The sequence below is a fragment of the Pseudarthrobacter sp. As-47 genome (assembly GCF_058215595.1).
The window spans coordinates 1,155,132-1,171,006 of the sequence record NZ_CM177088.1; the positions used below are offsets into that span (position 1 = coordinate 1,155,132).

At 58.9% G+C, this 15,875-nt stretch carries 8 protein-coding genes, 1 tRNA gene and 1 pseudogene; 2 read left to right on the plus strand and 8 right to left on the minus strand.

Going from position 1 to position 15,875, the window contains the following annotated elements:
* Window position 1: 1 nt before the first annotated feature.
* The 3 genes from AC4BCK_RS05415 to AC4BCK_RS05425 form a co-directional block, all read right to left on the minus strand.
* Complete coding sequence (locus AC4BCK_RS05415; protein WP_310258686.1) at window positions 2–1,291, minus strand: ISL3 family transposase; 1,290 nt, start codon at window positions 1,289–1,291, stop codon at window positions 2–4.
* 438 nt (window positions 1,292–1,729) lie between these two features.
* Window positions 1,730–2,710, minus strand: a complete 981-nt coding sequence (locus AC4BCK_RS05420) for a hypothetical protein (protein WP_490566695.1) — start codon at window positions 2,708–2,710, stop codon at window positions 1,730–1,732.
* 350 nt (window positions 2,711–3,060) lie between these two features.
* The gene (locus AC4BCK_RS05425; RefSeq protein WP_490566696.1) at window positions 3,061–5,007 is read right to left on the minus strand and encodes an AAA family ATPase; all 1,947 of its coding nucleotides are present in this window, start codon (window positions 5,005–5,007) and stop codon (window positions 3,061–3,063) included.
* A 196-nt stretch (window positions 5,008–5,203) separates the two neighbouring features.
* Between AC4BCK_RS05425 and AC4BCK_RS05430 the strand changes: the two genes are divergently transcribed.
* Together AC4BCK_RS05430 and AC4BCK_RS05435 are read left to right on the plus strand one after the other, a co-directional pair.
* On the plus strand, window positions 5,204–8,362 hold the full coding sequence (locus AC4BCK_RS05430) for a DEAD/DEAH box helicase (protein ID WP_490566697.1): 3,159 nt from the start codon (window positions 5,204–5,206) through the stop codon (window positions 8,360–8,362).
* Between the two features lie 715 nt (window positions 8,363–9,077).
* Complete coding sequence (locus AC4BCK_RS05435; protein WP_490566698.1) at window positions 9,078–9,332, plus strand: helix-turn-helix domain-containing protein; 255 nt, start codon at window positions 9,078–9,080, stop codon at window positions 9,330–9,332.
* A gap of 251 nt (window positions 9,333–9,583) precedes the next feature.
* Here AC4BCK_RS05435 and AC4BCK_RS05440 read toward each other — a convergent pair.
* The 5 genes and pseudogenes from AC4BCK_RS05440 to AC4BCK_RS05460 form a co-directional block, all read right to left on the minus strand.
* Window positions 9,584–9,726 (minus strand): annotated as a pseudogene (locus AC4BCK_RS05440) (IS982 family transposase); the annotation flags it as partial.
* 131 nt (window positions 9,727–9,857) lie between these two features.
* A tRNA-Ser gene (locus AC4BCK_RS05445) sits at window positions 9,858–9,945 on the minus strand.
* 96 nt (window positions 9,946–10,041) lie between these two features.
* Complete coding sequence (locus AC4BCK_RS05450; RefSeq protein WP_490566699.1) at window positions 10,042–11,331, minus strand: ISL3 family transposase; 1,290 nt, start codon at window positions 11,329–11,331, stop codon at window positions 10,042–10,044.
* A 310-nt stretch (window positions 11,332–11,641) separates the two neighbouring features.
* Window positions 11,642–14,680, minus strand: a complete 3,039-nt coding sequence (locus AC4BCK_RS05455; RefSeq protein WP_490566700.1) for a type I restriction endonuclease subunit R — start codon at window positions 14,678–14,680, stop codon at window positions 11,642–11,644.
* On the minus strand, window positions 14,677–15,873 hold the full coding sequence (locus AC4BCK_RS05460) for a restriction endonuclease subunit S (RefSeq protein WP_490566701.1): 1,197 nt from the start codon (window positions 15,871–15,873) through the stop codon (window positions 14,677–14,679). The genes AC4BCK_RS05455 and AC4BCK_RS05460 overlap by 4 nt, the downstream gene beginning before the upstream one ends.
* Between the last annotated feature and the right edge of the window lie 2 nt (window positions 15,874–15,875).

Sequence of the window (15,875 nt, forward strand, 5' to 3'; positions counted from 1 at the left end):
GTCATGCCGCCGTCCTGACGGCACTTCTCAAGAGAATAACCGATTTGTAGTTGGCGGCGTTGCGGTACCCGCGGGCGGTTCGTTTGATGTTCTTGATTGCGGTGTTGTTCGCCTCGACCTTGCCTGTCGTGGCGCCGGTAATGATCAGCACCTCGATCTCCTTCCACCACCGGCAGACTGTACGGTACAGCCTGTTCGTCTCCGGCCGTGCGGCTTCCTTGACCAGCTCCTCGAGTACCTGCTTGGCCGCCGCGGCGTCCTCCAGGGAGCCGGTGCGCAACAGGGCGCGGAGTTGTTCCTTGACCTTCCAGACGGCCTGGAGGGTGCCGGTTGGATCGTCCAGGGCGAACACTTCCTCGAGTCGGAGGGCGGCCCTACACGTGAGGGTGTCACCGCCGCGCAGCAGGAGCATGCGGTGGGCCCAGGCCTTGTCGATGGCCCTGCCGCGGCGGCCCTTGACCTGTTGGGAGAGGTTCTGCCTGGTCTCAGTCATTGCCTGGTTGGCCAGCGAGATCAGGTGGAAGTGATCGACGGCGACAGCAGTGCGGGGAAGCCACATCCGTAAGGCTTTGCGGAACGCCGCGGAGGGGTCGATTGCGACGACCTGCACGGCCAGCCGCCACTGCAGGGGCCGGGCGAACAGCCAGTCCCCGACGCCCTTGTGGTCTCGGCCGTCGACCACGCCGAGGACTTGGCCGGTGTCCAGATCCACGATGGTTGTCATCCACGGCTCGAACCGTGTCCACGCCTTCGTGGTCGGGTCCTGGAAGTAGCGCACGGACCGGAACCGGTGTTCATCAATGCCCAGCATCCGCGGACTGAGCTTGTCCACGTCGGGCAGCCGCAGCAGGCAGGCCTCGGTCACCGCAGCCCGGACCATCCACCAGGACACGGCGAAGCCGGCAGCTGTCTCCGAGAAAGCCCTGCCGGAGCGAATGACCGCGTCCACGAGCTGGTCCCGCAGCCGGCTCGTCGACCGGGCACGGCGCGGCACTTGCGGCGTGGATTCGAAGAACGAGAGCCGGTCGCACGCTGACTCTTCGCAGTACCAGCGGTACTTGGACCAGAGCACGTCCACCGGCCCGGCGACGGGAATATCGCGGAGCCGTTGAAGGCGGCGTTCCTTCCGCCGGGAGGCAATGACCCCACAGCTCGGGCAGCCCGGTAGCGCGTCAGTTTCGACGATGACCTGACGGCGGCCAGCGGACATGGTCGTGGAGATGACACGGTAGTCGGGCAGGTTGAAGAGGATGGTGGCAGCATCGGCTGCGACCCCGGTAGGCTCGTTCAAGGCTCGTGGTCCTGTTCCAGGTTGAATGCTTAGACACACTCATCCCAACAGGGCCACGGGCCCCTTTGTCTTCAACGACACGAACTCAATTCCCCATCAACCGCGAAGAGCCACTTCAGGAGTATCAGCAGGTCTTTCTCGGGCGCTGATTCAGGCGCAGGACTCGAAGAAGGAAAGCCGGTCGCAGGCCGGTTCCTCTCAGTACCAGCGGTACTTGGGCCAGGGCACGTCCACCGGTCCGGTCACAGGAATATCGCGGCGCTGTTGGAAGCGGCGCTCCTTCCGCCGGGAGGCAATAACACCGCAGCTCGGGCAGCCCGGCGGCTCGTCAATTTCGACGATGACCTGCCGCCGGCCGGTAGTGATGGTGGTGGAAATGAGACGAATTCAAGGATTTGCTAAACCCTATGACATCTGGACGAAGGCTAATTGGACGCATCACATCAATCGGCGGATCATCCAATTACTCGTACCGTAAGTTACTAGCGCTTCCCGTGATGACTCTGGCCATTTCTTCACATTGTTACCAGCATCGATTGGAAAGGGCATCTGAAGATTTTCTGAAACCTCCCTGGCAAACCAAGCAGGTCGGGTTAGTTTTGCCGACAGAACGTTTACCGGCTGCGCGCCGTGTCGCTCGCGCCAGCGATTGAGGAACTCATCACGCCCAATGGTGCTCGTAAGTATGCGTGCATCGATTGTGAATACTAATCGATGAAGAACGTTAATGACATCTCGAACGAGTTTTAGGTCTATTTGAATGGGGTCACCAACGGTGAGGACAGCAACCGATTCGGACCGGAGAGGCTGTTTTAGCTGCAATGCGGATAGGGCTTGCTTCGCCGTGGATGACGCATCTGCCAACTGCTGGTTGGCCTTACCGTCTGAGTGGACTAAAGAGTTCCTGATCTCCTTGTAGTAGCGGTAGATACGAAGAGCAAGTTGAGCGTTTGCATCGGAAGGAATCCAGAAGCGATCGGCGCGTATGGTGTCCCCATAGATATCCTCCATCAGTTGGCTGTGCTGAAGGACGGAAAAAACCTCCACATAACCGGGTGTGCCGCTGTTAGCCGGATCAGGGAACTGACAACCGCGCTTGCTGTTCGAGATGTTGTACTCCACTGCAAGGCTTTCGGCCCAGGACTCGTAGCGAGCGAAGACTGTCATCAGCCACATCTCAGCGAGGTCCCGGTCCTTCTCTTCCTGTGATCTGAGCGCATGCGCCCGAAGATTCTGCCCTGTAGCGCCATCTGGCATGGCGTAGAGTGCTTCAATTACCCGATCATGGGCACCTGCGTCCACGACGCGCTTCACTTGCTCTGCCAGCAGGTCGAGCCCAGCGCGTGTGGTGTTGATCAGGTGGTAGGACTCAGTGATCGCCCGCATGAAGGTTCGTGATTGTTCAAGGAATGTGTCCACCGGAGGAATCCTATAGCCCATAGATACGTTCCGACTGCGCGAATGCGTTCTTTTCGGTGAAGGTTGTCCCTTCCGGTGGCCGTGTAGGCGTTGGAGCGCCTAGGTCGACGTTGGCCGTTTCCGCCTTTGTAAGCACGTCTCCAATGTGTCTTTAGAAGTCGCCGAGACCTACCAGCCGCAACTAATTCTTTTGTCCCTCATCGCCCCTTGCCGGGATCCATCGGTAGATAATGATTTGGTGTTCGGTATTCGGGAGAGCAGGTTTGTTGTGACATGCCAGCGTTTGAAAGTATATTTGTGCCTACATTATCCAAAAGAAGCTGGACCAACTCTTCTCACAGCTATGCGCTTTATGAATACGGCGATGTGCTATGAAGAAGCTCAGCAATTCGTGTGCGTAAATCTTCCAAAGCTTTTGGCCGCAGGCCTTTGTCGTCGCGAGCGCGCGCTATAAGCGCTGACATCATCGCCGTCGGTGACTTGAATATTCCCATGCGCTGAACGAGCGTCGCCATGACCGGCTTAGGGTTCACAAGAGTCTGCCAATTATCTGCCCACTGACTCTCCAGGGCTTCTGTTTCGCTCAATACAATCTCTGCAACCGAATCTGCCCGTTTCCTATTGACTTCTGCGTACTCTCTATATTGCAGCTCCATTTTCTTATAGCGGTCGCCCTCAGTACCTGCTCTAGGAGCGGGGTGAACTTTCGAGAGCCGGCGTTCCACCAACTGTCCCAGCACTTCATCTTTGAGTGGCTCAGCCGACTGGACAAGCCAAGAATTCACCTCCCCGGGCTGGGGCTGAGCACCGAGGGAAATTATTACAGCCTCGATTAGAGCAGGATCGAGGAACAAGCTTTCTATGGCACGGCGTGGCCAAACATGAAGATGAGAATACTTAGTTTGAAGTCCCTCGAGTTCTTCCACCGTCAGTAGGTCTCGGTCGCGTAAACATAGCCAGGGAAGGCCTGCAGGCGTTTTTGACAAGGTCTCGTGCACGTTCATAACCTGCTTTGCGCTTCCTGCAACCACGATGTGTGCACGGCCAAGCTCGATGGGAAATAGTGCCCGTAACCACTGGGCATCGGTGTCGCCTTCCACGACTAAGAGTAAATCACTCTGGAATAGATCGGCTGCACTGATTCCGAGCGAACCCATGAGTTCCAACCGCCCTGGCAGGTCCGTCAATCTTTGTACTTGGTTCGTGTTGCTATCGCAGGGGGAACTAACCTGCACTAGACCCGCTAAGGGGGCTGCAGCAATGAGGTTTACAGAATGGCTCACGACAAATACTTGTGCCCTGTCTGCAAGGTCCTGCATCGCATCGAAAACAGAGGCTTGAAGAGTGGGGTGGAGGTGTTGCTCTGGCTCGTCGATACACAAAATGCCGCCCGAAGCCGATAGTCGCCGGACAAAGTACATCATGGCCAACATCTCCTGCTCGCCGCTACTTAGTTCAGGAAGCTGATGACGATGGCCCGTCTGCAGTTCAATCTCTATGTTGCTTCCTTTGACGGGGTCGTAGGCGGGTTCGAGAAGAGTCTTTCCCGTTGAGGCAACGAAGGCGTCTGCTAATCGTTGATATTCGTTTGTGGCTTCCATCCCTTGACGGCTTGCAAGGAGGGCTTGGTAGTCCAACGTAACTAAGAAATTGGATACGCTGGGAAGGGACACTGGGGAGCGCTGATTGATGAACTGATCCAACATTTGGTAGCGCTCCTGTTCCACGCGGTCTCGAGTAAGCATGGCTAGATCTACGCTTGCCGTTGGCACGCTCGGTACTAGTCTGTTTGCCGGCAGAAAATCGATTACTCCAAATCGGTGCTCTTTTTGAAACTGAGCATCACGAAGTATTCGAACGGCATTGGTCTCCACCGGAGCAGGGGCGGCTGTAAGATCTGCTCGTAGCTCGAAAGTAAGCGCATCCTCTTGAAGCGGCGAGTTGTATAGACGTTGGTGCCATAAGCTCATCTCGTCCCACTCGTTCGGCGTTAGGTGAACGCCAATTGCGATCAGCAACTCGTTGGCCCAGGGTCCTACACGTTGTCGCATATCATAGCGGCCTGCCCAAGCGCCCACTAGGGCCTCAAGAAGTAGCGATTTTCCCGTACCGTTTCGTCCACTGATCGTGATAACCGGCTCCGCGGCTAGGCTATCCATTTCCGCAAGGGCTATGCCCTTATAGTTCCTTATCGTGAAGGATGAGATTCGCACAACGGTGGCCCTTCCTAAACGGTCCTCGAGGTCCGACTGCTGACGAACCTGTTCCCTTCCCTCTCCCGACATGTAGCCCTGCATGGCACCACCAGCCCAAGGGAGTGACAGAGAATGTACTCCTTGCTCCAAAAACTCGCTACGTGTGCCGCTAAACGCCATTTTGGATGACGAGTAGACCAGGGCTTCTAGTCGAAACACACAGCTGACTTGTCAAGGGCATTGCCTTCGATTTGTTTGAAATACACCGTTTCATTGCAGGAAAACATATGCTGGCGCAGTGACCGACTTTGTTGGGGGTGAAGAAGTGGTTCGACTTCCGGAAGGCTTGTACGAACTGCTGAGGACAAACGCGCTTGAGCAGTTGCTCGAGAATGAGTCGGAACTTCAGCCGGTTTTCGTCGGAATCCAAGACGGAGATGCTCCAGACGTACTCTCTCGGCATGTTGCCGCGGCCGTACGTACGGCCTTGGACGCCGCCAAACCTGAAGACCATGTCGCTCTCGCTAACCAACTTCTCAAGGTTCTGGGCTCAGAGGACTGCATCGCTGCCGGCCCCAGCCAGCTCCAGTCGCTCCACCACCCCGATACGCTCAAGCGTCGCCAACTCCGGCGGCCGACTACCAATTTGAGCGACTCAGCCCTTCTTACCAACAGCAAGGATGATCCAAACCTCGCCGCTGAGCTCCGGGCCGAAATGGAGTCGGCCAATACCGTTGATCTTCTTTGCGCCTTTGTCCGCTGGACCGGCCTCAGGCTCCTGCAGCCCGCGCTCGAAGGGCTCAAGGAGCGCGGCGCCAAACTCCGCGTCATCACCACCACCTACATGGGCGCCACGGAACGCCGCGCCATTGACGAGCTTGTGAACAGGTACGGAGCCGAGGTGAAGATCAGCTATGAAACCCAGGCAACAAGGCTGCACGCCAAGGCCTGGCTGTTCCGCCGCAACTCCGGTTTCGACACCGGATACGTTGGCAGCTCCAATCTGAGCCAGGCTGCACTTCTGGACGGTTTGGAATGGAATGTCCGGCTCAGTTCCGTAGCAACGCCCGCTCTCCTGCAGAAGTTCGAGGTCACCTTCGACAGCTACTGGGAGCAGCGGGCCTTCCAGGGCTACGACCCGGAGTGTGACGGCGAAAAGCTGGACGCTGCGCTGGAACGCAACGGGGGCCGGCGCACCGCGGCCCCGGACGCCGCCACCGGACTTGAGGTTCAGCCGTTCCTCCACCAGGAGGAGATGCTCGAGGAACTGGAAGCGGAGCGGCTCAAGGGTTTCAACCACAACCTTCTGGTCGCCGCCACGGGCACCGGCAAGACAGTCATCGCCGCTTTGGACTACAAACGGCTATCCAAAGCTGCCGGCAGAAGCCTAAAGCTGCTCTTCATCGCCCACCGGCAGGAAATCCTGAAGCAGGCGATGCGCACCTACCGCGACGTCATGCAGAACGGCGCCTTCGGCGAACTTTACGTGGGGGAGCACAAGCCGCGGGAGTGGAGGCACATCTTCGCGTCCGTCCAGTCGCTGTCTTCCCTCGGCATCGAGCAGCTGGAGCCTGACTCCTTCGACGTTGTCGTTATCGATGAGTTCCACCACGCCATGGCGCCCACCTACCGCCGCCTGCTCGACCATCTCCAGCCGCAGCAACTCCTCGGGCTCACCGCTACACCGGAGCGCGGCGACGGCGTGGACGTCGCCAAGCAGTTCTTCGATGGCCGCACAGCCAGCGAACTAAGGCTTTGGGACGCCCTGGACGCTGACCTGCTGGTGCCCTTCCACTACTTCGGCGTCTCGGACGACGTCGATCTCAGCCAGTTGGAATGGAAACGCGGCAACTACGACACCACCCAGCTGAGCGCCCTGTACACCGGAAACGACGCCCGCGCCGCCAAGGTAATCCGCGAACTCAGGGACAAGGTCACCAGCACCGGCCAGATGCGGGCCATTGGCTTCTGCGTCTCCGTGCAGCACGCCCACTACATGGCCGAGGTATTCAACCGGGCCGGCATCGCCTCAGTCGCCGTCGACGGTACTACTGACAACGCCGACCGCGAGGAAGCCTTGCGGCGCCTGGGTACAAGGGAGATCAACTGCATTTTCGCCGTCGACCTTTTCAACGAAGGCCTGGACCTGCCGCAGGTGGACACCATTCTGCTGCTCCGACCCACGCAGAGTGCCACGGTCTTCCTCCAGCAGCTGGGCCGCGGGCTGCGCCGAGCGGAGGGCAAAGCCGTGCTGACGGTCCTGGACTTCATCGGCCAGCAGCGCCGTGAGTTCCGCTTTGATCTGCGCTACCGGGCGCTGACCGGCTACGGCCGAAAGGAGCTGGAGAAGGCGGTCGAGGAAGAGTTCCCGTACCTGCCGTCCGGCTCGCAGATCGTGCTGGACCGGGTGACGCAGAAGGTGGTCCTGGACAACATCAAGGCACAGCTGCGGTTCAACCGGGCACAGCTGGTCCGGGACATCGCCTCGTACGCCGAGACCGAGCTGGAGTCCTATCTGGAGCGGTCCGGGAACGACGTGAAGACGATCTACCGCTCCACCAGGGACTCGTGGACCGGCTACCTCCGGCAGACAGGACTGATCGAGGGGCTTTCACCCCTGGAGACCGTGCTGCGGGGGAAGCTCGAGGAGCTGTCGGACGCGGAGGAGAAGAAGTTGCTGGGCCGGATGGCGGCGCTGATCCATGTGGACGATCCGGAACGTGCGGCCACCTATTCCAGGCTAGTTGCCCCCGACGCGCCCCGCTACGCGGAGCTCGGCATCCGCGAGCAGGCCTTTGCACGCATGCTCTTTTACACGCTGTGGGATGACGGCGGAGGATTCAAGACGTACGACGACGGCCTGGACCACCTGCGCGGCTACCAGTTTGTGTGCCGCGAGATCCGCCAGGTGGTGAAGCTGGGAGTGGCTGCATCGAAACATGCAGCGAAGAGCCTAGGCGCAGGGCTGCAGCACATCCCGCTGCTCTCGCATGCCACCTACCGGCGCGAGGAGGTTCTGGCGGCGTTGCAGTACGGCTCGCTGGCACAAGGCAAGAACGTCCAGCACCGTGAGGGCGTTGCATGGTGTCCTGCAACTTCCACAGATGCCTTCTTTGTCACCCTGAACAAGGACGACAAGAAGCACTCGGCGACCACGATGTACAAGGACTACGCCATTAGCCCCGAGCTGTTCCACTGGGAGTCGCAGAACGCCACGTCACCTACCAGCCGGACGGGACGCCGCTACCTGGACAGTGTCTCTCACGGATCGAAGATTCTGATCTTCACCAGGGACACGGCGGACGACGAAACCGGACTGACAGTTCCGTACACGTGCCTGGGGCAGGTGGACTACGTTCAGCATTCGGGCGAGAAGCCGATCGCGATCACATGGAAGCTGAAGCGGCCAATGCCGGCGGATGTGTATGCCTCAGCTGCTGCCGCGGTGGCGCAATAGGCAAAGAATCGAAACGTAGGCCGCCTCCTCACTATTTGTGGTGAATGTTTTGCCGGTGAGGATGAGCATGCCGCTGTTTTAGCAGCACTGCGCAACACGTCGGGCTACGCGGCTCTCATGGCTGACTCCTGGAGCTTGTCTTTTCGGCGCCCGCGTCAGCGAGAGTCCCGGTGGCCAGCAGAGCATGGAGTTGTCCGTGACAAGCCACTCTGCCTGTAGCTTCCCGGTGGCATCGTCAGTGGCGAACACGGGCCGAGCCTTTCCCGTGCCCGGTCCGATAAGTGTCCTCGGAGAGCAGAAGCAGCCGTCGGCAGGTCCAGACCGGGTAGATCGAGCGCCCCGAAGGCGGTGGACCTGCTGGGGGTGCCCTTGCCGGAAATCGTAAGCGAGTCGTTGCAAAGCTTGACCGGAGGGGAACTGTCGACCGCGACCTCGATGCGCGGCTGCCCCCACAAGGCCTTGCGGGGGCAGTCCCGAATCTAAATTCACAAACTGGTCGAAGATCTATGCCGGGTCGTTGCACGAGCTACATTCACTTCAAGTCGGAGGGGCTTCATTACCCCATGAATAGGTGGCGCCAAAAATGCTGCGTCACCTGACCGTCGTCGTGGCGTTTTCAGTGGCACTGCCGGAGTGGCCGAATCATCAGAGCACACTATCGCCGACAGGGGTACTAATCACTAGCAGCACCGCGAGCCGCGAATAGGATGAACGGGTGAATGACGAACTTACCAAGCCCCGCTTCCTGACCATAGCGCAGGTCGCCGAGGAGTTGAACGTGAAGCAAAGCCTCGTTCAAGGCCTCATCAGGACAGGGGAGCTGCGCGGCTTTCAGGTTGGCGGCCGTGGGATGTGGCGGATCGGCCGCCAGGACGTCGAAGACTACATCGCCGAGGCCTACCGGCGCACCGCTGAACGGATGGCCGCCGGTGACCTCGAAGACGCCGGCGAGACTGGAGATCAGGAGTAGCTAGTCCGGTGCATGGTGAGGGCTCATGACCAGGGTGACGAGCTGACGTTCCCCTGGGTCAGGGCTCGTGGCAGTGACGAAGTGGTCGTACTCACCGTCCGTCCGGGTGAGATGCAGAGCGTGTCGATGCCGCTGACATTCGCTCGCCCGCTTGTAGGCACGGTTGGCAGTCATTGTGAACCCCCAAGTTCCAACTTCCTGGCCCCGTCCTCGTGATCGGTGAACATTTTCCCGGTCTCCCAACGACGATGAAGGCTGGGCACCACCACCAGGCAGAGCAGCTCGGCATCGGGCAGCCCCGGCTTGCCCCCGGGCTGCCGGTCCGCAACAAGCCAAGATCAGGCTGGGCACGGTCAGTGAGAAGGACATAAAGCGTGGTCAGGACAGTGTTAATCGATTAGGAACTACTCATCTAGGAACTACCGGCCCAGAGAAACCGGACAAAGAGAAACACCCCGATCCTAAGACCGGGGTGTAACCGGTGACTCGACTCATCCCTGAAGGATGTACCGACTCACCACACAGCGGAGACGGGGGGATTTGAACCCCCGGTGGAGTTGTGCCCCACACTTCATTAGCAGTGAAGCCCATTCGGCCGCTCTGGCACGTCTCCAGCATTTCTACTAGCTTCCAAAGGATACGCAGAAGATGGCGTCAGCGCAAAACGGCTCTTCGCGGTTCGTGGGGAAATGGATCCCTGGAATGAGCGTCATGCCGCCGTCCTGACGGCACTTCTCAAGAGAATAACCGATTTGTAGTTGGCGGCGTTGCGGTACCCGCGGGCGGTTCGTTTGATGTTCTTGATTGCGGTGTTGTTCGCCTCGACCTTGCCTGTCGTGGCGCCGGTAATGATCAGCACCTCGATCTCCTTCCACCACCGGCAGACTGTACGGTACAGCCTGTTCGTCTCCGGCCGTGCGGCTTCCTTGACCAGCTCCTCGAGTACCTGCTTGGCCGCCGCGGCGTCCTCCAGGGAGCCGGTGCGCAACAGGGCGCGGAGTTGTTCCTTGACCTTCCAGACGGCCTGGAGGGTGCCGGTTGGATCGTCCAGGGCGAACACTTCCTCGAGTCGGAGGGCGGCCCTACACGTGAGGGTGTCACCGCCGCGCAGCAGGAGCATGCGGTGGGCCCAGGCCTTGTCGATGGCCCTGCCGCGGCGGCCCTTGACCTGTTGGGAGAGGTTCTGCCTGGTCTCAGTCATTGCCTGGTTGGCCAGCGAGATCAGGTGGAAGTGATCGACGGCGACAGCAGTGCGGGGAAGCCACATCCGTAAGGCTTTGCGGAACGCCGCGGAGGGGTCGATTGCGACGACCTGCACGGCCAGCCGCCACTGCAGGGGCCGGGCGAACAGCCAGTCCCCGACGCCCTTGTGGTCTCGGCCGTCGACCACGCCGAGGACTTGGCCGGTGTCCAGATCCACGATGGTTGTCATCCACGGCTCGAACCGTGTCCACGCCTTCGTGGTCGGGTCCTGGAAGTAGCGCACGGACCGGAACCGGTGTTCATCAATGCCCAGCATCCGCGGACTGAGCTTGTCCACGTCGGGCAGCCGCAGCAGGCAGGCCTCGGTCACCGCAGCCCGGACCATCCACCAGGACACGGCGAAGCCGGCAGCTGTCTCCGAGAAAGCCCTGCCGGAGCGAATGACCGCGTCCACGAGCTGGTCCCGCAGCCGGCTCGTCGACCGGGCACGGCGCGGCACTTGCGGCGTGGATTCGAAGAACGAGAGCCGGTCGCAACCTGACTCTTCGCAGTACCAGCGGTACTTGGACCAGAGCACGTCCACCGGCCCGGCGACGGGAATATCGCGGAGCCGTTGAAGGCGGCGTTCCTTCCGCCGGGAGGCAATGACCCCACAGCTCGGGCAGCCCGGTAGCGCGTCAGTTTCGACGATGACCTGACGGCGGCCAGCGGACATGGTCGTGGAGATGACACGGTAGTCGGGCAGGTTGAAGAGGATGGTGGCAGCATCGGCTGCGACCCCGGTAGGCTCGTTCAAGGCTCGTGGTCCTGTTCCAGGTTGAATGCTTAGACACACTCATCCCAACAGGGCCACGGGCCCCTTTGTCTTCAACGACACGAACTCAATTCCCCATCAACCGCGAAGAGCCCGCAAAACGGCATTGCTGGCCCGCCCCTGCGAACGGCCCCGATCGCTGCGTTATCTGGAGAAGGTACCCTCGTCGCCGTAATCAGATCTGGACGGTCGGAACTTCCGAGCGGGAAAGGCGCTGCTAGCACACAGTTCCCGGGCTCCTTGCTCAATGTTGCGCGCAGGGCACGATCTTTGTAGCTCTGGCTGGTGGTAACTAGCTTCTTGTGGAGCTCAGGCCGAAGAATCGCTCGAAGAACGCGCTGAGTTTAGCGATGACACTCTGTTTCCTCTCGCCGTGGCCACCTGCTACGGAAAACCGCGAAACTGGCGGTAGAACCTTAGTGATCGCTGTTCCCGTCGTGAGTATCTGACCGTCGCGGAATGCAGTTTCCACGAAGTTGCGCGTTTCGTCCGGGCGGAGGTTTTCATCTTCAATGATGGCCTCGAGTTCAGCCTCACGTTTCGCGAAGATGAACGCCCGCCATTGCTGATCAATCTCGCCGTCGGCCGAAAGAGAATTGACGAAGTCCTCGATAAGGTCCTTCTTGTTGCGCAGAGTTGGGCTGGCATCCACCGCGTGTGTGATCTCTGCGCGGATTTCTTTGTCATCACCGTCGCCGCGTTCGTTGCGGTACTTTTGAACGAGCATGAGGATGTAGTCGACATTGATTTCGACTTGCTTGATCAGTTCGATCTCGAAGACAATGTCGTCATTGATCTGTTCTTTGTCGGCGTTCTTGTCCTTGCGAAAATCCGCGTACAAGTCCAGGTACATGCTGCGGTAGTCCTGGCCCTGCCGGTCGTTGAGAATCTCGTGGCTGGTGAACTCGTCGAACGCGGTAAGGATGTTCTGCAGACGCAGGATCACCCCGAACAGGCCAATGAACTCCTTCTGTGCTGACTCCCCGACGATCGGGGTTCCCAACGGGAACATTGTGAGTAGCTCGGTGACTTTCTCGGCATAGTCGCTGTAGTACTCGTCGTAGGGCTTGAGCAGCACCACCCCGCGGGCATCCTTGTTGCCGAACAGCGCGATCGCGTCGTTAGTCTGCTCCTCAAGGTCGCGGAAGGAGACGATATTGCCATAGGTTTTGACGGAGTTCAGGATGCGGTTGGTGCGGGAATAGGCCTGGATCAATCCGTGGGCTCGGAGGTTCTTGTCCACGAACAAGGTGTTCAAGGTGGTCGCGTCAAAACCGGTGAGGAACATGTTAACCACGATCACCATGTCGATTTCGCGCTGCTTAAGTTTCAGCGACAGGTCCTTGTAGTAGTTCTGGAACCGGTCGGCGCTGGTGTCGAATGAGGTGCCAAAGACGGCATTGTAGTCCTGAATTGCGGTTTCCAGGAACGATCGGGCATCGGCGTCCAACGCGCTGGTGTCAAAGCCTTCTTCCTCAAGCGCACCGTCCTCGACGGGATCGTTCGCCCCGTAGGAGTAGATCAGGCCTATCTTCAGTCGCTTGTCGGGTACCAGCGCTTTCTGCTGTTCTCGAAAGTGCTGATAATACATGCGGGCGGCCGGGATCGAGGCGGTGGCGAAGATGGCGTTGAACCCGCGCACCCGTTTCTCGCCGAGAGTGTAGCCCTCGCTGCGTTTGGTCTTTTGGTCGAAGTGCTCCCGCGTGTACTCCACGATCTTGCGGATCCGCTCGTGAGCCAGCAACGCTTTTTCGGTGTCGATCGCGGAGACCTGCTTGTCGATCACATTGCCGACCTTGACCGTGTTCACGTAGTCAATCCGGAACGGCAACACATTCTTGTCCGTAATGGCGTCGACAATCGTGTAGGTGTGTAGCTTCTCGCCGAACGCCTGATCGGTGGTCTTCAACTGGGGCTTCCCGCCGCTGCCGGAATTGGCAGCGAAAATCGGGGTACCGGTGAAACCGAACAAGTTGTATCGCTTGAACGCCTTGGTGATCGCCGTGTGCATGTCACCAAACTGCGATCGGTGACACTCGTCAAAAATGATCACGACGTGGCCGCCGTAGATCGCATGCACGTTGTTGCCGGCGATGAACGTCGCAAGCTTCTGGATAGTAGTAATGATGATCCGTGCCGCCGGATCCTCGAGCTGCTTCTTCAGCACCGCGGTGGAGGTGTTCGAGTTCGCGGCGCCCTTCTCGAACCGGTCGTACTCTCGCATGGTCTGGTAATCGAGGTCCTTGCGGTCCACCACGAACAACACTTTATCGACCGACGGGAGTTTAGAGGCGAGCTGCGCCGCCTTGAACGAGGTCAGCGTCTTGCCCGACCCTGTCGTGTGCCACACGTACCCGCCGGCGCCGATCGTCCCGAGCTGCTTGTAGTTTGTGGAAATCTCGATCTTCTGCAGGATCCTCTCTGTCCCGACAATCTGGTACGGACGCATGACCAGCAGCATCTTGTCGGCGGTAAAGACGCAGTATCTGGTGAGGATGTTCAGCAGCGTGTGCTTGGCGAAGAACGTCTTCGCAAATGCGGAGAGATCAGTAATTGGCTTGTTCTGTGCATCGGCCCACCAGGAAGTGAACTCAAAGGAGTTGGAGGTCTTACGAACGAGCCTCGTCCCTGCCGACTTGCTCAGATGCTGGCGGCGCGTGGTGTTGGAGTAGTACTTCGTCAACGTGCCGTTGGAGATAACGAACAACTGCACGTACTCGAAGAGGCCGGATCCTGCCCAGAAGCTGTCGCGCTGGTACCGGTCGATCTGATTGAACGCCTCACGGATATCCACGCCGCGGCGCTTGAGCTCGATGTGGACCATCGGCAGACCGTTGACGAGCACCGTCACGTCATACCGGTTCGCGTGCGTCCCGCCTCCCTCGCCTCGGGGAGTCTGGTATTGGTTGATGACCTGCAGGCGGTTGTTGTGGATGTTCTGTTTGTCAATCAGCGCGATGTTCTTGATGGAACCATCGTCCCGCTTCAGCAGCTGGACATTGTCCTCCTGGATACGAACCGTCTTTTCGACGATGCCCTCATTCACACCCGAGATGCGCTCGGAGAAGAACTGCTTCCATTCGCCTTCGGAGAACGTGATGCCGTTCAGTGCCTCCAATTGGATGCGGAGGTTGGCGACCAGCTGCGCCTCAGACGTGATGTGCAGATACTTGTACGCTTGGGACCTTAGTAGACGGATCAGCTCGCGCTCGAGTTCCGCCTCGGACTGGTACGCCTTCTCCGATTCGGCTTCCCGCACGTACTCGGCAACAACCGTGCTCTCGTTTGAGACCGCAATCGGGTCATACTTTCGGACACCCGCCTCGCTCACGCCACCGCCTCCTCGAACGCCAACAGGCGATCGCGGTAATACTTATACTGCTTCCGGCGGGCCGCAAGCTCGGCAGGAATACCAATGCACGAATCGTTTACGAGAGCATCAAATCGATCGAGTAGCCCAACGATCCGTTCCTGTTCCTCAAGGGGGGGCACAGCTATGCGCGCCTTTCTGACGTTCTCGTTATAGAGTCGCCGGATGGTACCACCATCAGTGGCCCACTCGATGATTCTGTACCAGTGTCGAAGATACGAGTTCAGAACGGTTGATTCATCGTTGTCAATCCACACGATGTTTGAGTCCTGAAAATATGCCGGTTCTCCGTCATACTGAACTGTCCTCCCGATGGTCCCAGCGGCCGAGATGAGAACATCGCCGCGTTTGGGGAAGGGATATCGGGACCTGTAGCGGTCATAAACGTCTCGAGAGATATAGGCGTCAGGTTTTCCGCCGAATGTCCCAATTTTAAAGAATGGTATGTCTCCTTTGGGCGAAGTTTCGTGCTTGAAAACACGTTTGCACATCGAGACTTTTCCGATCTCGCCCAGTGTCATCCACCGAGCCTCCTCTCCTACGAAGGAGAGTAGAGATTGTTGGTAATATTCGTATTGGCGACGTCGGGCCTCCAACTCCGCTTCAAGCACCACTTCTAGCTGCGTGAACTGGTCCAAGATCCGTACGATCTCCCGCTGCACCTCGAGAGGCGGCACGGGGATTCGGTAAGCGCGCACGCGGCTGTCGGGGATCGACGGGTAGTTGCCCGCCACTTGGTTGGCTTCGATGTAGCGGCGGAAGGTGTCAGTTCCGAGCGCGTGTGCTAGGAAATTTGTAAGCACCGCCGAGGTGTCTGGTCGCATGACGCAGTATCCAGTACTCGCGATCTGGCCGTCATACTCAGGCGGTATGATGGCCCAGCGCATCTGAGTGGGGCGAGTCGTTGCGAAAACTACATCACCAGCTCGGACTATCTGCTGCGCGCGGCTTGGAGCGTTATCCGCTGTAATCGTCGCGGTTTGCCCAATCATGTGCGTTGTACGATCTATGGACGAAAGGTCGATGTAACGAAATTCGGTGTCACCGGCGTTCGCCCACTTGATATTCGCATCCTTGGTGGTGACATCTCCCAAAGACTTGAATTCCACACCGTTCGGGCAGAGTTTAGCTATTAGCTCGTCAATACGGCTCATGC

What these genes read in the sequence shown, in the direction of transcription:
- AC4BCK_RS05425 (WP_490566696.1), bottom strand. Translation starts at nt 5,007, where the DNA reads ATGCAGGGCTACATGTCGGGAGAGGGAAGGGAACAGGTTCGTCAGCAG.
- AC4BCK_RS05460 (WP_490566701.1), bottom strand. Translation starts at nt 15,873, where the DNA reads ATGAGCCGTATTGACGAGCTAATAGCTAAACTCTGCCCGAACGGTGTG.